This is a genomic window from Nocardioides sp. (genome assembly GCF_044226765.1).
In the GTDB taxonomy this organism is placed as follows: domain Bacteria; phylum Actinomycetota; class Actinomycetes; order Propionibacteriales; family Nocardioidaceae; genus Nocardioides.
The window spans coordinates 1-18,279 of sequence record NZ_JBGAGJ010000005.1 but is presented as its reverse complement, the minus strand read 5'-3'; the positions used below and the strand labels follow the sequence as shown (position 1 = coordinate 18,279).

The 18,279-nt window shown below is 72.3% G+C and carries 22 protein-coding genes and 1 tRNA gene; 12 read left to right on the top strand and 11 right to left on the bottom strand.

Annotated elements, in window-relative coordinates:
• Nucleotides 1-77: 77 nt before the first annotated feature.
• The 7 genes from ACILRH_RS12175 (at nt 78) to ACILRH_RS12145 (ending at nt 6,081) form a co-directional block, all read left to right on the top strand.
• Nucleotides 78-656, top strand: coding sequence for a LuxR C-terminal-related transcriptional regulator (locus ACILRH_RS12175; RefSeq protein ID WP_395693634.1), 579 nt, complete (start codon nt 78-80; stop codon nt 654-656).
• A 21-nt stretch (nt 657-677) separates the two neighbouring features.
• The gene (locus ACILRH_RS12170) at nt 678-1,754 is read left to right on the top strand and encodes a YihY/virulence factor BrkB family protein (RefSeq protein ID WP_395693632.1); all 1,077 of its coding nucleotides are present in this window, start codon (nt 678-680) and stop codon (nt 1,752-1,754) included.
• A gap of 5 nt (nt 1,755-1,759) precedes the next feature.
• Nucleotides 1,760-3,184 carry an FAD-dependent oxidoreductase gene (locus ACILRH_RS12165; RefSeq protein WP_395693630.1) on the top strand — a complete coding sequence of 475 codons (1,425 nt, stop codon included), beginning with the start codon at nt 1,760-1,762 and terminating at the stop codon, nt 3,182-3,184.
• A gap of 7 nt (nt 3,185-3,191) precedes the next feature.
• Nucleotides 3,192-3,611 carry a PPOX class F420-dependent oxidoreductase gene (locus ACILRH_RS12160; protein WP_395693628.1) on the top strand — a complete coding sequence of 140 codons (420 nt, stop codon included), beginning with the start codon at nt 3,192-3,194 and terminating at the stop codon, nt 3,609-3,611.
• Nucleotides 3,612-3,649: 38 nt separating this feature from the next.
• A complete protein-coding gene (locus ACILRH_RS12155) occupies nt 3,650-4,516 on the top strand; it encodes a hypothetical protein (protein WP_395693626.1) in 867 nt (288 codons plus the stop codon).
• Between the two features lie 153 nt (nt 4,517-4,669).
• Complete coding sequence (locus ACILRH_RS12150; protein ID WP_395693624.1) at nt 4,670-5,371, top strand: hypothetical protein; 702 nt, start codon at nt 4,670-4,672, stop codon at nt 5,369-5,371.
• Nucleotides 5,368-6,081, top strand: a complete 714-nt coding sequence (locus ACILRH_RS12145) for a hypothetical protein (RefSeq protein WP_395693622.1) — start codon at nt 5,368-5,370, stop codon at nt 6,079-6,081. The genes ACILRH_RS12150 and ACILRH_RS12145 overlap by 4 nt, the downstream gene beginning before the upstream one ends.
• An 86-nt stretch (nt 6,082-6,167) precedes the next feature.
• Here the strand turns inward: ACILRH_RS12145 and ACILRH_RS12140 are convergent, their stop codons facing one another.
• The 3 genes from ACILRH_RS12140 to ACILRH_RS12130 form a co-directional block, all read right to left on the bottom strand.
• The gene (locus ACILRH_RS12140; RefSeq protein ID WP_395694123.1) at nt 6,168-6,467 is read right to left on the bottom strand and encodes a GroES family chaperonin; all 300 of its coding nucleotides are present in this window, start codon (nt 6,465-6,467) and stop codon (nt 6,168-6,170) included.
• A gap of 25 nt (nt 6,468-6,492) precedes the next feature.
• A complete protein-coding gene (locus tag ACILRH_RS12135) occupies nt 6,493-6,747 on the bottom strand; it encodes a DUF3618 domain-containing protein (RefSeq protein ID WP_395693621.1) in 255 nt (84 codons plus the stop codon).
• A gap of 92 nt (nt 6,748-6,839) precedes the next feature.
• Nucleotides 6,840-7,949, bottom strand: a complete 1,110-nt coding sequence (locus ACILRH_RS12130) for a HoxN/HupN/NixA family nickel/cobalt transporter (RefSeq protein WP_395693619.1) — start codon at nt 7,947-7,949, stop codon at nt 6,840-6,842.
• A gap of 142 nt (nt 7,950-8,091) precedes the next feature.
• Between ACILRH_RS12130 and bcp the strand changes: the two genes are divergently transcribed.
• Nucleotides 8,092-8,598, top strand: a complete 507-nt coding sequence (gene bcp / locus ACILRH_RS12125; RefSeq protein ID WP_395693618.1) for a thioredoxin-dependent thiol peroxidase — start codon at nt 8,092-8,094, stop codon at nt 8,596-8,598.
• A gap of 172 nt (nt 8,599-8,770) precedes the next feature.
• A tRNA-Leu gene (locus ACILRH_RS12120) sits at nt 8,771-8,845 on the top strand.
• Nucleotides 8,846-8,862: 17 nt separating this feature from the next.
• Here the strand turns inward: ACILRH_RS12120 and ACILRH_RS12115 are convergent.
• Both ACILRH_RS12115 and ACILRH_RS12110 read right to left on the bottom strand, forming a co-directional pair.
• Complete coding sequence (locus ACILRH_RS12115) at nt 8,863-9,612, bottom strand: DAPG hydrolase family protein (protein WP_395693617.1); 750 nt, start codon at nt 9,610-9,612, stop codon at nt 8,863-8,865.
• Nucleotides 9,609-10,934 carry an FAD-binding oxidoreductase gene (locus ACILRH_RS12110; RefSeq protein WP_395693615.1) on the bottom strand — a complete coding sequence of 442 codons (1,326 nt, stop codon included), beginning with the start codon at nt 10,932-10,934 and terminating at the stop codon, nt 9,609-9,611. The genes ACILRH_RS12115 and ACILRH_RS12110 overlap by 4 nt, the downstream gene beginning before the upstream one ends.
• 58 nt (nt 10,935-10,992) lie before the next feature.
• Between ACILRH_RS12110 and ACILRH_RS12105 the strand changes: the two genes are divergently transcribed.
• The gene (locus ACILRH_RS12105) at nt 10,993-11,643 is read left to right on the top strand and encodes a TetR/AcrR family transcriptional regulator (protein ID WP_395693613.1); all 651 of its coding nucleotides are present in this window, start codon (nt 10,993-10,995) and stop codon (nt 11,641-11,643) included.
• Here ACILRH_RS12105 and ACILRH_RS12100 read toward each other — a convergent pair.
• The 6 genes from ACILRH_RS12100 to ACILRH_RS12075 are packed head-to-tail and all read right to left on the bottom strand — an operon-like array spanning nt 11,631 to nt 16,092.
• On the bottom strand, nt 11,631-12,218 hold the full coding sequence (locus tag ACILRH_RS12100) for a 1-acyl-sn-glycerol-3-phosphate acyltransferase (protein WP_395693610.1): 588 nt from the start codon (nt 12,216-12,218) through the stop codon (nt 11,631-11,633). The two genes, ACILRH_RS12105 and ACILRH_RS12100, sit on opposite strands and share 13 nt — an antisense overlap.
• Nucleotides 12,215-12,814 carry an RdgB/HAM1 family non-canonical purine NTP pyrophosphatase gene (rdgB, locus tag ACILRH_RS12095; RefSeq protein ID WP_395693608.1) on the bottom strand — a complete coding sequence of 200 codons (600 nt, stop codon included), beginning with the start codon at nt 12,812-12,814 and terminating at the stop codon, nt 12,215-12,217. Before rdgB ends, ACILRH_RS12100 begins: the two co-directional genes overlap by 4 nt.
• On the bottom strand, nt 12,811-13,551 hold the full coding sequence (gene rph, locus ACILRH_RS12090; RefSeq protein ID WP_395693606.1) for a ribonuclease PH: 741 nt from the start codon (nt 13,549-13,551) through the stop codon (nt 12,811-12,813). Before rph ends, rdgB begins: the two co-directional genes overlap by 4 nt.
• Nucleotides 13,552-13,572: 21 nt before the next feature.
• Nucleotides 13,573-14,361, bottom strand: a complete 789-nt coding sequence (locus tag ACILRH_RS12085) for an ABC transporter permease (RefSeq protein WP_395693604.1) — start codon at nt 14,359-14,361, stop codon at nt 13,573-13,575.
• Between the two features lie 10 nt (nt 14,362-14,371).
• A complete protein-coding gene (locus ACILRH_RS12080; RefSeq protein ID WP_395693603.1) occupies nt 14,372-15,190 on the bottom strand; it encodes an ABC transporter permease in 819 nt (272 codons plus the stop codon).
• On the bottom strand, nt 15,187-16,092 hold the full coding sequence (locus ACILRH_RS12075) for an ABC transporter ATP-binding protein (RefSeq protein WP_395693601.1): 906 nt from the start codon (nt 16,090-16,092) through the stop codon (nt 15,187-15,189). Before ACILRH_RS12075 ends, ACILRH_RS12080 begins: the two co-directional genes overlap by 4 nt.
• Nucleotides 16,093-16,223: 131 nt before the next feature.
• Between ACILRH_RS12075 and ACILRH_RS12070 the strand changes: the two genes are divergently transcribed.
• On the top strand, nt 16,224-17,381 hold the full coding sequence (locus tag ACILRH_RS12070; RefSeq protein ID WP_395693599.1) for a sensor histidine kinase: 1,158 nt from the start codon (nt 16,224-16,226) through the stop codon (nt 17,379-17,381).
• A complete protein-coding gene (locus ACILRH_RS12065) occupies nt 17,378-18,067 on the top strand; it encodes a response regulator (protein WP_395693596.1) in 690 nt (229 codons plus the stop codon). The genes ACILRH_RS12070 and ACILRH_RS12065 overlap by 4 nt, the downstream gene beginning before the upstream one ends.
• Nucleotides 18,068-18,279 lie beyond the last annotated feature (212 nt).

Genomic DNA, 18,279 nt, shown 5'->3' with positions numbered 1-18,279 from the left:
CCCACAACCCCAGAATCACCCCTTTGGGCGTAGTGCCACGGCGCGTCTGACACCGGTCCGCCCGAGACGATGGGACCATGGCCGGCCGTCCGACCCGCGTGGGGATCGTGAGTCCCCAGGAGGTGCTCATCAAGGGTCTCGCCGCCATGCTCGCCGAGCACCCGCACCGCTCCGCGGTCACCACCGTCGACGACGCCCAGGTGGTGCTGTACGACGTGCTCGGCGTCTACCGCAACAACGGATCCGACCTCGACGAGATCATCGGCGACGACGGTCCGGTCGTCGTCGCGATCAGCCGCGACCTGCGCCCCGACCTGCGTGCGCGGGCGCTGGCCGCCGGGGCGCACGGCTGGATCTCGATGAGCGTCGACTCCCACGAGCTGGTCGCCGCGGTCGAGGCCGCCGTCGAGGGACGGGACCTTCCCGGACGCACCGACCGGCTGGGCACCGACATCGGGCTGACACCGCGCGAGGTGGAGGTGCTGTCCCTGATCGCCCAGGGCAAGAGCAACATCGAGATCGCCGAGCGGCTGTTCCTGTCCATCAACTCGGTGAAGACCTACATCCGCTCGGCGTACGCCAAGATCGGAGCCACCTCCCGCAGCCGCGCCGTCGCCTGGTGCCTGCAGCACGGCTTCGCCCCGCCGGAGGACTGACCCGCCCTCTCGCCGCGCGGCATGAGCCGGGGCCTCCCGGGGCACCTCTTCGCCATGGCGACCCGGCACGCTGACCCCGCCACCGCGGAGGTCGACTCTCCCACCGACCTCACGGCACGGTCCTGGCGCTACGTCCTTCGCAAGACCCTGCGGGAGTTCTCGGCCGACCAGTGCACCGACCTCGCCGCCGCGCTCACCTACTACGCGGTGCTCGCCGTCTTCCCGGCGGCGATCGCGCTCACCTCGCTGCTCGGCCTGGTCGGCGAGGGCACCAACAGCGTGCGCACGGTGCTCGACATCGTGTCCCAGCTCGGCGGCGGGTCCGTGGTGGACAGCGTCCGCGGACCGCTGCTCGACGTCAGCCGCTCCCAGGGCGCCGGGCTCGCCCTCGTGCTCGGCCTCGCGGGTGCACTGTGGTCGGCCAGTGGGTACGTCGGCGCCTTCGGCCGGGCGATGAACCGCGTCTACGAGATCGAGGAGGGCCGGCCGGTCTGGAAGCTCCGACCGGTCATGCTGCTGCTGACCCTCGTGCTGGTCGTGCTCACGGCCGCGGTCCTGCTCGCGCTGGTCGTGACCGGCCCGGTGACCGGTGCCGTCGGCGACGCGATCGGGGTCGGGTCGTCGCTGCAGCTGGTGTGGAACATCGCGAAGTGGCCGGTGATGTTCCTGGTCGTCGTGCTGATCGTGGCGCTGCTCTACTACGTGACGCCGAACGTGCGGCAGCCGAAGTTCCGCTGGGTCAGCGTCGGCGCCCTCGTCGCGATCGTCACCTGGGGCGTCGTGTCGGCCGCGTTCGGGTTCTACGTCAGCAACTTCTCCTCCTACGACAAGACGTACGGCGCGCTGGCCGGCGTCATCGCGTTCCTCCTGTGGCTGTGGCTGACCAACCTCGCCCTGCTCTTCGGCGCCGAGCTGGACGCCGAGCTCGAGCGAGGCCGCCAGCTGCAGTCCGGCATCCCGGCCGAGCGCGAGCTGCAGCTGCCGCCCCGCGACGACCGCAACATCGAGAAGTCCCGGGCCACGGAGGAGGAGGACGAGCGGCGCGGCCGCGCGATCCGCCTCCGGGCCCGCCCCCAGCCCCGACGTCGGAAGGACTGACCCGCATGACCCTCACCTCGCTCTGGCACGACCGGCGACCGCACACCGAGCCCGTGCCACCGGCCGTGGCCGGCGACTGGGACGTCGTGGTCGTCGGAGCCGGGATCACCGGCCTGACCACGGCGGGTCTGCTGGCCCGCGCCGGCCGGTCGGTCCTCGTCGTCGAGGCCCGCCACGTCGGGGCCGGCACGACCGGTGGCAGCACGGCCAAGGTGAGCCTCCTGCAGGGCACCCACTACTCCCGGATCGCCCGGCGCCACCCGGCGTCGGTCCTGCGCAGGTACGCCGAGGCGAACGCCGAGGGACTGGCCTGGATCGCCCGCTTCTGCCAGGAGCACGGGGTCAACACCCAGCGTCGCGCGGCCTACACCTACGCGAACGGCGAGAAGGGCACCAGGTCGATCCGCGCCGAGCTCGACGCGATGCACCGAGCCGGACTCGAGCAGACGACCTGGGTCGACGAGGTCGGCCTGCCGTTCCCGACCGCCGGAGCCATCCGGCTCGATGACCAGCTGCAGCTCGACCCGGTCGAGCTCGTCGACGCCCTCGCCGCGGACGCACGGGCCCACGGGGCCGTCATCGCCGAGGGAGCCCGCGTCCAGCGGGTCCACGGGCACGGGCCCGCGCAGGTCGTGACCGAGGCCGGCGACGCACATGCCGGGACCGTCGTCATCGCCACCAACATGCCGATCCTCGATCGTGGAGGATTCTTCGCCCGCGCGGAGCCGGCCAGGTCCTACAGCATCGCGTTCCGGACACCCGAGCCGGCCGTCGACGGCATGTACCTGTCCGCCGACGAGCCCTCGCGCTCGCTCCGCGACGCACCTGACGGCAGTGGTCCGCTGCTCCTGGTCGGCGGCGAGGGCCACCAGGTCGGCGCCGCCACCTCCGAGCACGAGCACCTCGACCGGATCCGCGCCTGGACCGCCGAGCACTACCCGGGCGCCGTCGAGACCCACGCGTGGTCGGCCCAGGACTACCTGCCGCACCACGGCCTGCCGTGGGTCGGTCCGCTGCTGCCGGGAGCCGAGCACGTCCTGGTCGCCGGCGGCTACTCGAAGTGGGGCATGACGAACGGCGCGGCGGCGGCCCTCGCGCTCTCGTCACGCATCCTCGGTGGACACACGGAGTGGGCGTCGGCGTACGAGCCGTGGAGCACCCGTGAGCTCACCGGCCTGCCCGACAGCGTGCGCGTCAACGGCATCGTGGCCATCGAGATGACGCGCGGCTGGATCCACAAGCTGACCGGCGCCGACCGCCCGGTCTGCACCCACCTCGGTGGCGTGCTGCGGTGGAACGACGCGGAGGAGAGCTGGGACTGCCCGCTGCACGGCTCGCGGTTCGCCCCCGACGGGAGCGTGCTCGAGGGCCCGGCGACCTGTCCGGTCCGGTCGCTGGCCTCGGAACAGGAAGGCGCCGCCCGGCGCTGAGGCCGGCATGGACCTCGACCAGGCGTTGGGCGCGGCTCGCGCCAACCACCAGGCAGTGCTCACCACGATCCGGCGCGACGGGCGCCCGCAGCTGTCCAACGTGCTGCAGGCGGTCGGTGACGACGACGTCGTCCGGATCTCCACGACGGCCGACCGGGCCAAGACCGCGAACCTGCGTCGGACCCCCTGGGCGGCGGTGCACGTCAACGGCGACGACTTCTGGAGCTACGCCGTGATCGAGGGAGACGTCACCGTCTCCTCGGTCGCGACCGAGCCCGGCGACGCGACGGTCGATGAGCTCGTCGACCTCTACCGGGCGCTCTCGGGCGAGCACGCGGACTGGGACGACTACCGGGCCGCGATGGTGCGCGACCGCCGGGTCGTCGTACGCCTGGCGCCGACGCGCGCCTACGGCATGCTGCGCTGACGGCGTAACCGCGGCGCGGGACGGCTCGTTCGACCGGTATGCGCGCCGCCACCCTCCTCCTCAGCGCCGCCCTCGCCGCGACCGTCGCCACCGCTGCCACCTCGGCCGGTGCCCCGGGGGCCGAGGCGCGAGGACGCTGGGCGCCGGCCGCGTCGGCGAAGATCCACCCCGGCACGATGATGTTCACCGCGGGTGCCCAGTGCACCGCGAACTTCGTGTTCACCGACAGCGCCGGCACGGTCTACGTCGGGTACGCCGCCCACTGCGCCGGCACCGGCTCCTCGACCGACACCGACGGCTGCCGGACCCGGTCGCTGCCGCTCGGCACCCGGGTCGCCTTCACCGAGGGCGGCAGTCCCGCCGACGAGGGCACCCGGATCGGCTCCGGCCGCCTGGCGTACTCGTCGTGGCGCACGATGCAGCGGCTCGGGACGCGGTCGGCGGACGTGTGCGCCTACAACGACCTGGCGCTGGTGAAGGTGGCCGCGGCCGACGTGGGCAAGGTCAACCCGTCCGTCCCGTTCTGGGGCGGACCCACCGGCATCGACACCGACGGCACCGCCGCCGGCGACCGGGTCTACACCTACGGCAACTCCAGCCTGCGCGCCGGCCTCGCCCCGCTGTCCCCCCACACCGGCATCAGCCTGGGCGACCAGGCCGCCGACGGTGGCTGGTCCCACCCGCTCTACACCGTCACCCCCGGCATCCCCGGCGACTCCGGCTCCGGGTTCCTCTCCGCCGACGGCACCGCCATCGGCGTCCTGTCCACCCTCGGCCTCGCACCCCTGCCGGCCTCCAACAACATCGGCGACCTCGCCCACGAGCTGGCCTGGGCACGGGCTCACTCGCGGATCCGCGGGCTGCGGCTGGTGCCCGGGACGGAGCCGTTCTCGGCCCTCCGCTGAGCGTGCCTACCGGTCGTTCCGGCCGCTTTCCTCAAGGCTGCCGCAAGGTATCGCCACGCTGCGTACAAGGTTGGTTCACGCCTCTACTTGAGGTGGATTCGGTGTGGAACGGTTCTGGTATCCGCTGAATCCGAACCACAGGAGCATCCCGTCATGCGAGCTCGACTCGTCACCGCCGCCGCCGCTGTCGCCACCGCGACGCTGGTCCCGGCGTTCGCCGTCCTCGGCGCCTCTCCGGCCGGCGCCGCGCCGGCCGGGAACACCGGCACCGTGAAGATCTCCGAGGTCGGGGGCGCGGCCGACGAGAGCAACGACCCGCACGTGGGTTGCAGCTTCGACGTCCAGTGGTACGGCTACCAGCGGGCCGCGACCTCCGCGGTCGAGTTCGAGGCGCAGTCGCCGACCAAGGACGTCGACATCACCGTCACCGGACCCAAGAAGGTCGTGCTCGGCGCTCCCGCCGCCGGCAGCCAGCTCAACACGGTCCGCACCTACACCCCTGGCCTCAAGGGCGAGCCGAAGGCCAACCAGGGCTACCACGTCAAGCTGACCACCGAGACCGAGGGCACCAAGGGCAACGACACCAAGACCAAGGTCTTCTGGGTCGGCCCCTGCACCCCACCACCCCCACCGACCCCGGCACCCCCGGTGAGCCGACCGACCCCGGCACCCCCGGTGAGCCGACCGACCCCGGCACCCCGACCGACCCCGGCACCCCCGGTGAGCCGACCGACCCCGGCACCCCGACCGACCCCGGCACCCCCGGTGAGCCGACCGACCCCGGCACCGACCGACCCCGGCACCCCGGTGAGCCGACCGACCCCGGCACCCCGACCGACCCCGGCACCCCGGTGAGCCGACCGACCCGCACCCCGACCGACCCGGGCACCCCGACCGACCCCGGTACGCCGTTCGACTGGAACTGGAAGTACCAGGACCCGACGTGTGCCGGCGTCACGGTCGACTACCCCGCGAACATCCCCGCGGGCCAGGCCAACGACGTCAACGTCCGGGTCCAGACCCCGGCGGGCACCCAGACCCTGAACTTCCACAACAACGAGGGCACCTGGTCCGGCGAGCACGCGTTCAACCTGGCCGACCACGCCCAGTGGGACGCCGGCACCGCGTCCTACGCCATCACCTGGGTCCAGGTCGGTGGCACCAACTACCACTGGCAGGGCACGGTCGCCTGCGTCACCGACGGTGACCCCACCACCGCCGACGCCCCCAAGTACGACACCGAGATCGACGGCTTCGCCGCCGGCACCACCACCGTGAACCGCGGCTCGACCGTCCGCAGCGACACCGTCTCGGTCTCCGGCGACAACGGCGAGGACCTCCAGCTCCAGGTCTGGACGACCGGCTCGGCCCGCGGCGCAGCCCAGGCTCGCGCGACCGGCCACTGGACCACCGTCAAGACCCTCGCCCCCGCCACCAACGGCAAGGCCCGCGTCTCCTACCCCCGCCTGACCAAGAAAGGCACCTACAAGTTCCGGCTCGCGGTCGCCACCACGGCCACCTCGACCGGCGACACGACCGCCACGCTCACCGCCCGGGTGCGCTGACCGGTCGACACGGAAACGGCCGCGGCCGGCGCCCTCTGGGGGGAGGCGCCGGCCGCGGCCTTCGTCGTTCCAGCGTCTGGGCCGGCTCAGAGGTAGAGGCCGGTGGCCTGGTCACCGACGCGGTCGGCGGCGACGGCGTGGATGTCGCGCTCGCGCATGACGACGTACACCTCGCCGGCCACCTCGACCTCGGCCTTGTCCTCGGGCTCGAAGAGCACCTTGTCACCGGGCTCGACCGCGCGGGCGTGCGGGCCCACCGCCACCACCCGCGACCACGCCAGGCGGCGGGCGCCGAGCGCTGCGGTCGCGGGGATCACGATGCCGCCGGACGACCGGCGCTCGCCGGCCTCCCGGTCGACCTCGACCAGGATCCGGTCGTGCAGCATCTTGATCGGGGTCTTGTCACCCACGTCAGCGGACGACCCTCCGCACGAAGACGAAGAAGCCGACGACGGCCACGGCGGCGCCGGCGGCCTTGAGGATGTTGTCGGTGCGCGGCTGGCCGGTCTGCCGGTCCACGAAGTGGCCCTTGATGCTCTCCACCTGGCGCCCGACGATCGTCTTGGGCTGCACCCGGTAGACGAGCTGGTCGATCGTCGCGGCCAGGCGCTCGCGGGTCTCCTCGATCTCCTGCTCCAGAGCGGACAGCGGCTGGTCCTGGCTCACGGTTGCTCCTCAGCGTTGTTCGGCGACGGTTGGAGGCTATCAACGCGCGGCCGGGCGACGTGCGCGGGTCGGCCGGCTGGGACGCAGGGCCGCTAGCCGCTGAGGTCCGCGGACCAGCGCTCCTCGATCTTGCCGAAGTACCAGACCGCCAGCGCCAGGGCCCAGGAGGCGACGAAGAGGATGACGATCGCGTAGCCGGCGTAGTCGAGGTCGATGCCGGCGATCCAGGCGAGCGGGCCGTCGGTGATCGAGAACCGGTCAGCCAGCACACCGACCAGCTCGATCGTGCCGATGACCAGGGCCACCAGGACCGAGATCGTGGTGATCGTGAGGTTGTAGAAGACCTTGCGGACCGGACGCTCGAACGCCCAGCCGTAGGCGGCGTTCATGAAGACGCCGTCGATGGTGTCCATCAGGCACATCCCGGCGGCGAAGAGGATGGGCAGGACCAGGATCGCGTAGAACGGCAGGCTGAACGCCGCCGCCCCACCGGCCAGCACCAGGAGGCCGACCTCGGTCGCGGTGTCGAACCCGAGCCCGAACAGGACGCCGACGGGGTAGATGTGCCACGGCTTGCGCACCGACTTGGTCAGCCCGCCGAGGAACCGGTTCATGAAGCCGCGCGAGTCCAGCTGCTTCTCCAGCTCCGCCTCGTCGTACCGGCCCGCGCGCATCTGCCGGAAGACCTTGAGGATCCCGAGCAGCGCGACCAGGTTGAGGATGCCGAGCGTCCAGAGGAACAGCCCCGAGACCGACGGGCCGATCACCCCGGTGACGGTGTGCAGCGCCGAGCTGTCGTCCTCGAGCGGGCCCACCAGCGACCGCACGCCGACGGCCAGGAGGAACGAGAGCGCGAAGACGATCGTGGAGTGCCCGAGCGAGAACCAGAAGCCCACCGACAGCGGCTTGCGTCCCGGCGCCTCGCCCTGCGCCTCCAGCGCCACGTTGTCGGCGATCAGCTTGCGCGTCGTGTTGTCGACCGCCGCGATGTGGTCGGCGTCGAAGGCGTGCCGAAGACCGAAGGTGTAGGCGAGCACCCCGACACCCGCCGTGAAGACCGGGTGGTCACCGCCGAGGCTGAAGTGCTGGGGGACCACCAGGCCGAGCAGCAGGGCGATGCCCACGACATGGAGGACGACGATGACGGTGGTCATCGCGGCCAGGGAGCGGCGGTCGGCCGGGGTGAGGCTGCGCCGGAACACCGTCACACGCGAAGGGCCCGACGGGCGTGCGGTCGGCGTGGAGGTGGCCACGGGGCTCCTTCGGCGGGCGATCGACGGGGCTCGGCTAGGTTGGTCGTGCCCACCCTACGTTATTGCACATTGTTTGCGACAAGGAGTCCGCGTGAGCCAGCCCGACCGCCTCTCCCCCGGCGACACCGCGCCCGAGTTCACCCTCGCCGACGACACCGGAGCCGAGGTCGCGCTCAGCGACTTCCTCGGCCGCAAGGTGATCGTCTACTTCTACCCGGCCGCGATGACGCCTGGCTGCACGAAGCAGGCGTGCGACTTCACCGACTCGCTCAACTCGCTGCGCGCCCAGGGCTACGAGGTGCTCGGCATCTCCCCGGACCAGCCCGCCAAGCTGGCCAAGTTCCGCGAGCGCGACCACCTCACGATCACCCTCCTGTCCGACCCGGACAAGGCCGTGATGAAGGCCTACGGCGCGTTCGGCGAGAAGAAGCTCTACGGCAAGCTGGTCGAGGGCGTCATCCGCTCCACCGTGGTCGTCGACGAGGACGGCAAGGTCTTCCTCGCGCAGTACAACGTCAAGGCCACCGGCCACGTCGCCAAGCTCCGCAAGGACCTCCAGCTCAACCTCGCCGACGAGCAGCCGGGCAACGGCGCCTGACGCTGCTCGTTTCCCCGGTCGGCCGGGGAAACGTGCAGACACGCCGGTGACCGGCGGGGGTGGTCAGGGGAAGCGTGCAGGACACGCCGACGACGTACGGCGTGTCCTGCACATTTCCCCTGACCAGTCCCCGAGCGGCCTCGAGGTGACAGCCTGAGAGACTGGCCGCCGCGCGCCCGTAGCCCAATCAGGTAGAGGCACCAGGTTTAGGTCCTGGCCAGTGAGAGTTCGAGTCTCTCCGGGCGCACCGAGCCGAGGCGGCCCTCACGAGTCGCCGAAGTCGGCGTAGAGGTCCGGCAGGCGTACGGCGAGGTGGTTCATCTCCTGCGCGCAGTGCACGAGCAGCGCCCGGGCGTCGAGCTCGTTGCGCCGGGCCAGCGGGCGCAGCAGGGTGGTCGACGCGCCTCGGAGGCGAGCCCCGCCCCGACGCAGGACCGCGAGCCGGCCGCCGAGCCAGAACCGCGACCACATCTCGCTCCCCCCGTCGACCGCGCGGACGTCGTGGACGAACCGTCCGACGTCGACCGGCGCCTGCGACAGGCCCAGGACCGCGCACACGCGGGTGCCCCGGGCGGGCGGCGGGTCGTCGAGCCCGAACTCCCCCGGCGGCACGAACGAGATGGCGCCGCGCACCAGCGTCGACCCCAGGTGCTCCACGACGTGCGACGTGCGCCCGACGTAGCGCTCCCGGCCTCGGCGCGGGTCCGCGTCGGCCGCCTCGCCGTTGAGCCCGTCGGCCCACTGCGCGCTCACGTGCGCGAGCGGGTGCCAGAGCCGGTAGCGGCTGTCGCGGCTGCCGTGCCAGCCGAACCACCAGTCCCACATCGCCGGGGTCACGCCCGGCATGAGCGTGCGGACGGCCACCTCGATGCTGCGGTCGCGGTGCACGGCGTACCCGTCCGGGAGCGACGCGATCGCCGTCGGTGCGACCGGCCCGTGCTGCAGGGCCACCACCACGTGGTCGGGCAGGGGCGCCATGTCCGGGTCGAGATAGCGGCTCCACGCGTCGGTCACGAGGCCCGCCCCATCCAGGAGTGGAACCGCCCCTCCGGGTCGTACGCCGCCCGCACCTGGTCCAGCCGCGCCATCGCCTCGTCGGAGGCGAACCGGGCGGGTCGGGCGCCGAGGTTCTCGTCGGCGAGCTGGACGCCGGTCGCGAGGTCGGCCATCGCGGCCATGTGGGAGCGGGACCAGTCGGCGTACGCGGCGTCGTCCGACTCGTCCTTCCAGGCGCCGTAGAGGGCGAGGTAGACCTCGTCCTCCAGGCTGTAGGCCATGTCCTGGCGCGCCGGCGACGGACCCCAGGTCAGCCACAGGAAGTGCGCGGGGTGCGGCGGCAGGTCCGCGATCACGTCGAGCAGGCGCGGCACCAGGTCGGCCGCCGGGGCGTGGGTCCACATGTTGTCCGTCGCGTAGCGGTGCTCGCTGGGGTAGTTCGACATCACGGCGTCGTACCACTCCGGCATCGTCGTGGCCGCGAACGGCACCGCGACCAGCGACTCGTCACGGACCGGACAGGTCTCCAGCAGGGCGAGCACCTCGCGGGCCTCGGCCTCGGAGTCGGCGAAGACCGGTGACGCGATCACCAGCGACGGCTCGCTGATGCCCAGCGCCGGGATGCCGCGAGAGCAGACGATCTGCACCTCCACCCGGCGGTCGACGTCGGCGGCGATCTCACGGGCCCAGGTGTAGACCTCGGCGGCGCAGGTGGCGGGGTAGACATACACGCTGGACCCGCAGACCGCGGGGCGCGGGTGCAGCCTCAGGTGGAAGGCGACCACGACCGCGAAGAAGCCGGGCCCCGAGCCGCGAGCCGCCCAGTAGAGGTCCGGGTGCTCGTCGGCCGAGCAGTGCACGAGGGTCCCGTCCGCGAGCACGACGTCGAGGCCGAGCACGCTCTCGCACGCGGGTCCGAGGGCGCGGCTGTTCCAGCCGTAGCCGCCCTGGAGGAGGTAGCCACCGACGGCGACGCCGCGGCAGTGGCCGGCCGGGAAGAACAGGTCGTGGGCCTCGAGCTCGGCGACCAGCGCGCTGCCCTGGCAGCCGGGCCCGACGACGGCGGTGCGCGCCGCGACGTCGAGCCGGGTCGAGTCGAGCCGCGACACGTCCAGCAGCAGGCCGCCGTCGCGCACGTGGTTGGCCGACCAGCTGTGTCCGCCGGAGCGGACGCCGACGCGCAGGCCACGGTCGGCGGCGTACCGCACCGCGGCCACGACGTCCTCGACCGTCGTCGCCTGGACCACCAGGTCGGGGTACCGGTCCGGCACCCGGGCGTTCCAGACCGTGGCCCGCCGGGCCTCGTCGTAGCCGTCGTCGTCGCGCTCGAACAGTCGCATGGCGGGTGACCCTACGATTTTAGATGTCAGATGACAACAAATGGTCTAGGCTACGACCGTGACGGGACCCGGACGGCCTCGGCAGGTCGACGACGAGGCGATCTTCACCGTGGCGCTCGAGGCCTTCGGGTCGGTCGGGTACGACGCGGTGTCGCTGCGCGACCTCAACCGGACCCTCGGGGTCAGCCACGGCATGCTGGCGCGCCGGTTCGGCGACAAGGACCGGCTGTGGGAGGCCACCGTGCGGTGGGGCTTCGGCCGCCACCAGGCCCGGCTGCTCACAGCACTGACCGGCTCCGCCGAAGGCGACGACCCGGCGGACGACCTGGACCGGCTGCGCCGGGTGCTGCGCGAGTTCGTCGCCACCGCGGCGGACCTCCCCGACCTGCACCGCGTGGTCACCCAGGAGGCCTGCCGCGAGTCACCCCGTGTGGACACGCTCTTCGAGGTCGCCGTCGCCCGGCTCTTCGAGCACGGCCTGCGCGACCTGCTCGACCGGCTGGAGCGCGATGGCCGGATCCGCCACGTCGCCAGCCGCGACGCGTTCTTCCTGGTGGCCAACGGTGCCGCCGCGGTCTTCGCGATGGCGCCGCTCAGCCGGCGGTTCGACGAGGCGGACGGACCTGTCGAGCCGGCGGCGTACGCCGACCGCGTCGCGGACCTGCTGCTCTCCGCGGTGACGCTGCCCGGGGCCGGTCAGCCCGCCTGACGGTCCTCCTCGCGCAGCCGCGGCACGGTGATGAGCTCGGGCTTGAACCCGCGCTTGTCGGCGAAGAACTCGCGGATCCGGTCCATGTCGGCGACCACGTCGCCGGTCAAGGCGAAGGTCGGGCCCCAGCCGACGGTACGGGAGGGGCCGTCGAGGAAGGCCAACGTGATCGGCAGGCCGGTCTGCTGGGAGATCCGGTAGAAGCCGGACTTCCAGTACTCCCCCTTGCTGCGGGTGCCCTCGGCGGCGATCCCGAGCAGGAACGACTCGTCGGTCTCGGCGTCCGCGAGCAGCTGCCGGATCGTGGCGCCCGGGTTCTCGCGGTCCAGCTCGACCGCGCCCGAGGCGCGCAGGATCCAGCCGAGGGGACCCTTGAAGAGCGAGTCCTTGACCAGCAGCCGGATCTTCACGCCGCTGTGCCACGCCAGCAGCTGGGTGAGCACCCAGTCCCAGTTCGAGGTGTGCGGAGCGCCGACCAGGATGCCCTTGCGCGGGACCTCGCCGACCGCCTGCCACCGGATCACGCGGAGCACGAGGTCGGCCAGGCGGCGACGGAAGCGGAACCCGGCGCTCATCCCAGCACCCGCGCCACGATCGGAGCCATCCGGCGCAGCGCCCAGCCGCGGTGCGAGACGGCGTCCTTGTCCTCACGCGACAGCTCGGCAGTGGTCCGACCCGGCCGGTCGTCGGCGACGAACAGCACGTCGTAGCCGAAGCCGCCGGTGCCACGGGTCTCGCGGATCACGTGACCGGGCATCACCCCGCTGGTGAGCTCCTCGCCGCCGGGGTGGCAGAACGCCACGGCGCACTGGAAGTGGGCGGTACGCAGCTCGTCGGGGACGTCCGCGAGCTGGTCCAGCAGCAGCCGGTTGTTGCGGTCGTCATCCTTCGGTTGCCCCGACCAGCGGGCCGAGAGCACCCCGGGCATCCCGTTCAGCGCGTCGACGCAGAGACCGCTGTCGTCGGCGAGCGACGGCAGGCCGGTCGCGGCGAGGCCGGCCCGCGCCTTGAGCAGCGCGTTGCCCTCGAAGGTCGGCTGGTCCTCGACCGGCTCGGGGTAGGGCGCCACGTCGTCGAGCCCGAGCACCTCCACCTCGGGGAGGTGCTCGCGGAGGATCCGCTCCATCTCCTCGATCTTCTTGGCGTTGCGCGAGGCGAGGAAGACCTTCACCGGCCCGCCTTCGGCGCGGACAGCGCCTCCCGCTGCAGCCGGGTGAGGTCGGCGCAGCCCTTCTCGGCGAGGGCGAGCAGCGCGTCGAGCTCGGCGCGGTCGAACGCGACGCCCTCGGCCGTGCCCTGCACCTCGACGAACTTGCCGTCACCGGTCATCACGACGTTCATGTCGGTCTCGGCGCGGACGTCCTCGACGTAGGGCAGGTCGAGTCGGGGCACGCCGTCGATGATGCCCACGCTGACCGCCGCGACCGAGCCGGTGAGCGGCTCCCCCTTCAGCGCGCCGGTCGAGCGCAGGTGCGTGACGGCGTCCGCGAGTGCGACGTACGCCCCGGTGATCGCCGCGGTGCGGGTCCCACCGTCGGCCTGGAGGACGTCGCAGTCGAGCTGGATGGTGTTCTCGCCGAGCGCCTGGTAGTCGATCACGGCGCGCAGCGAGCGGCCGATCAGCCGGCTGATCTCGTGGGTGCGCCCGCCGATCCGGCCCTTGACCGACTCCCGGTCCGACCGGGTGTTCGTCGAGGCCGGCAGCATGGCGTACTCCGCGGTGACCCAGCCCAGGCCCGAGCCCTTGCGCCAGCGCGGGACCCCCTCGGACGCGGACGCGGCGCACAGGACGCGGGTGCGACCGAACTCGACCAGCACCGAGCCGGCCGCGTGGTCCAGCCAGCCGCGGGTGATCGTGATCGGCCGGAGCTCGTCGTCGGCCCGGCCGTCCTCGCGAGGGGTCGTCATGCCCCCCAACCTAGTCGGCGGTCACTTCACCTCGGCACGCAGCACCCGCCAGGTGCCGATGGCCAGCGGGACCACCAGCCAGATCAGTCCGGAGACGACCAGCTGGCCCCACTGCTCACCGCTGAGCGGCCAGTCGTATAGCTCGCCCTGCGCGCTCTGGAAGTCGACCCACGGCGCGACCGAGCCGAACCACCCGATCAGCGCGGTGCCGAGCGCGAGCAGCCCGGGCAGCACCCACCGGTAGACGAAGAAGACCACGATGGCGGCCGGGGTGTTGAGCAGCAGCGTGGCCAGCGCGAAGCCTCCGAGCATCGCGAACGTCTGGGTGACCAGGAACGCGAGGAAGCCCGACCAGCCGAAGTGCCACACCGGGCTCTCACCCTGCAGCGCCGCGTAGAGCAGGATCGTGACGAGCCCGACGACCAGGGCGACCGCGATCGTGGCGAGGGTCAGCAGCAGGCCGACCACCGCCTTGGCGGCGATGACGTGCGGTCGCCGCGGCTCGAGGGCGAAGGTCACCATCGCCGTGCGCTGGCTCCACTCCGAGGTCACCACCATGATGCCGAGCACCGGCAGCAGCACCGACGTCACGAACGCCGCGACCGCGGTCGTGTCGCCGTACGCCAGCGGCTCGTCCTGGGAGACGGTCACCGCCAGCACGATCACCTCGGCGGCGACCACCAGCAGGGCGATCACCATCAGCAGCCAGAAGCCCGCCCGGGTGTCGTAGGACTTGCGCAGCTCCACGGCCACCAGGCGCCGGTACGGCGTCGGGCGGGTGTCGCCGAGGTCGAGGGTGGCCAGCGTCATGACCGGCCCCTCACTTCACCTCGGCGCGCAGCACCCGCCACACACCGATGGCCAGCGGCAGGACCAGCCAGATGAAGCCCGACACCGCGAAGTGAGCCCAGTCCTTGCCGGTCATGGTCGCGTCCACCAGCGGCCCCTGCGCGTAGTTGAAGTCGATCCAGGGCTGCAGCTTGGAGAACCAGTCCATCAGCGCCGCGCCGATGCCGAAGAGCCCCGGCAGCACGAACGTGTAGACCATGTAGAGCACGATCGCCGCGGGCGAGTTGAGCAGGAGGGCGGCGAACGCGAACCCGGTCAGCATGCCGATCAGCTGCAGCAGCAGGAAGCCGCCGAAGCGCGCGAGCTCCAGGTTCCAGACGACCGGGTCGCTCGACACCACGCCGTACACGACGTTGCACAGGGCGGCGAGCACCAGCGCGATCAGCACCGCAGCGACCGCGAGCAGGACCCCGACCGCGAGCTTGGCCCAGATCACGTGCGGGCGCCGGGGCTCCAGCGAGAAGGTCACCATCGCGGTGCGCTGGCTCCACTCGCTGGTGAGCAGCAGGATGCCGATGACCGGCAGCAGGATCGCGATGGAGAAGTTCGTCGACGTCAGGAAGCTGTTGTAGGTCAGCGACACGTCCTCCTGGACGGCACCGACGGCGAGCTGGATGACCATGACGACGGCGGTCAGGGCGGCTGTCGAGATGAGCAGCCACAGCCCGGAGCGGGTGTCGTAGGCCTTGCGCAGCTCCACGCGCACGAGACGACCGAACGGCGTCGGCGACGTCCCGGAGATGTCGAGGGAGTGGCCGAGCCCGGGCGCGGCCATGCTGTTCATGCTCATGCCGGGGCCCCCTCGCGCTGGGTGTCGGCGGTGAGCTCGAGGAACAGGTCCTCGAGACCTCCGTCGGCCGAGCGCAGGTCGGTCAGCACGACCGAGGCCTCCAGCGCGGCGCGGCCGACCTCGACCGGCTCGGTCTCGGCGCGCAGGCCGTCACCGGCCGGCGTCACCGCGATGCCCTTGGCGCGCAGCGCCTCGGCGAGCGCGGTGTTGTCGAGCGCGGTGACGTGCGTGGCCGCCCCGCCTCCGGCGCCGGCCAGCAGCGACTTCTTGTCGCCCTGCGCGACGATCCGGCCGTTGCCGATGAGGATCATCTCGTCGGCGATCTGCTCGACCTCGTGCAGCAGGTGGCTGGAGAGCAGCACCGTGCCGCCGCGCTCGGCGTACCCCTTGAGCAGGCCGCGCATCCACCGGATGCCGGCCGGGTCGAGCCCGTTGGCCGGCTCGTCGAGGATGAGCACCGACGGGTCACCGAGCAATGCGTGCGCGATGCCGAGCCGCTGCTTCATGCCGAGGGAGTAGTTGCGCAGCCGGCGCTTCGCCTCGGTCGGGGTGAGCGAGACCAGCTCGATCATCTCGTCGACGCGCGACGCGGGCAGGCCCATCGTGCGGGCACCGAGCTCGAGGATCTCCCGACCGGTGCGACCGGCGTGCTGGGCGGACGCGTCCAGCAGCACGCCGACGTGACGCCCGGGGTTCGGGATGTCCTTGTAGAGGTGGCCGCCGATGGTGACGCGGCCGGCGGTGGGCGGGGTGAGCCCGACCATGACGCGCATGGTGGTCGTCTTGCCGGCGCCGTTCGGGCCGAGGAATCCCGTGACCCGACCGGGCTGGCACACGAAGCTGACGTCGTCCACCGCGGTGAACGAGCCGTACTTCCTGGTGAGGCCTTCGACTTCGATCATGCGACTACCTTGCCTGACGGGGGTGCCCGGGGCATCGACCCGGGGCATGAACCGCCGGCGACCAAAGTAGGGGTCCTGGTCGACCGGAGGCGCCTGTGCCAGACCCCCGGGACCGACCTAGCCTGTGCGGCGTGGACCGGCAGCCGCCCGAGGAGTACCAGCCGCAGCTGGGTGCGTGGAGCACTGCGTGGCGGATCGGCGTCATGCTGCTCGTCAGCGCCCTCGCCTGGGTCCCGGTGGTCCAGCACGAGGCGCGGACGGGGGCCTGGTGGGTCGCCGCCGACCTCCTCCTCGGTGCGGCGTGCTACGCCCTCGTCATCTGGAGGCGGCGGCGGCTCCCGGTCGCCGTGGCCCTGGTCACCGGCCTGGTGTCCTGCGTGTCCGGCGTCGCCGCGGGACCGGCCCTCCTCGCGGCCGTGTCGGTCGCCACCCGTCGTCGGTGGCGCGAGATCGTGCTCGTCGGCGCGGTCAACGTCGTGGCCGGCCAGCTCTTCGCCGTGCTCACCGACACGACGTCGCACCCGCGCTGGGTCGACCTGGTCGTCACCACCGTGGTCGTCGCCGCGGTGCTGGCCTGGGGCATGTACATCGGGTCGCGTCGCGAGCTGATGTGCACCCTGCGCAACCGCGCCGAGCGTGCCGAGGCCGAGCAGGAGCTGAGGGTCGCCCAGGCGCGCGGGCAGGAACAGGCGCGCATCGCCCGGGAGATGCACGACGTCCTCGCGCACCGGATCTCGCAGATCTCCATGCACGCCGGGGCGCTGGCCTACCGCTCGGGTCTCAGCGACGAGGAGGTGCGTGCGAGCGCCGAGGTGATCCGCGACAAGGCGCACGAGGCGCTCGACGACCTGCGCGGCGTCCTCGGCGTGCTGCGCGACGGCCGCACCGGCGAGACGCTGCTGGCGCCGCAGCCGACGTACGCCGACCTGCCCGGCCTGGTCGCGGAGGCCCAGGAGTCCGGCACCCGGGTCGAGCTCGAGGACCTCGTCGAGGGGCCGGTGCCGGACGTGGCCGGCCGCACCGTCTACCGGATCGTGCAGGAGGGCATCACCAACGCCCGCAAGCACGCACCCGGCGCGCTGCTCACCGTCCGGGTCGCCGGGTCGCCGGAGGACGGGATCGACGTGCTCCTGCAGAACCCCGTCGGCTTCGAGCCCACCCGCACCCCCGGGTCCGGGCTCGGCCTGGTCGGCCTGGCCGAGCGCGCGGAGCTGCGTGGCGGCCGGCTGGAGCACCGGCGCGACGGCGGCCGGTTCGTCCTGCACGGCTGGATACCGTGGGCGGCATGACCGGCCCCACCTCCGTCCTCCCGACCTCGGTGCTGCTGGTCGACGACGACCCGCTGGTGCGGTCGGCGCTGGCGCTGATGCTCGGTGGCGAGCCGGACATCGAGGTGGTCGGCGAGGCCGCGGACGGGGGTGAGGGCGTCCGGCTGGCGGCAGAGCTGCGGCCCGACCTCGTGCTGATGGACATCCGGATGCCCCGCGTCGACGGCCTGGAGGCGACCCGCGAGCTGCACCGGCGCCCGGACCCGCCCCGGGTCATCGTGCTGACCACCTTCGACGCCGACGAGCACGTCGTGGACGCGCTGGCCTCGGGCGCGACCGGGTTCCTGCTCAAGGACACCCCTCCCCCGCAGATCGTCGACGCGATCCGCAAGGTGGTCGACGACGAGCCGATGCTCTCCCCCTCGGTCACCCGCACCCTGCTCCGGCGACTGCGCGACGAGCCGGACGACGCGGCCGGTCCGGGCGCGCGCCGGGCCGACGCCGAGGCGCGGCTCGGCCGGCTCACCGACCGCGAGCTCGAGGTCGCGCAGGCGGTCGGCCGGGGGCTGAGCAACGCCGAGATCGCCGCCGAGCTCTTCCTCTCCGTGCCGACGGTCAAGGCGCACGTGTCGCGGCTGTTCGAGAAGCTGGTCGTCACCAACCGCGTGCAGATCGCGATCCTGGTCCACGACGCCGGTCCGGCCTGACCGGATCGCCCGCGCGGCGGGTCCGGGGTGGATCGCCTGCCGTTTCATCACGGTATGCAGGTGAACCGGCACTTCCCACGGTGGGCACGCCATGGGAGGTGCAGGTTCGACAACAGACCGTGATGAACCTGCGACCAATGAGGCTGCGAGCCGCATCCGTTCAACCACCGGGCGCGCCCCTGCGGGGGTCTCGACAAGCACGACCACCGGTG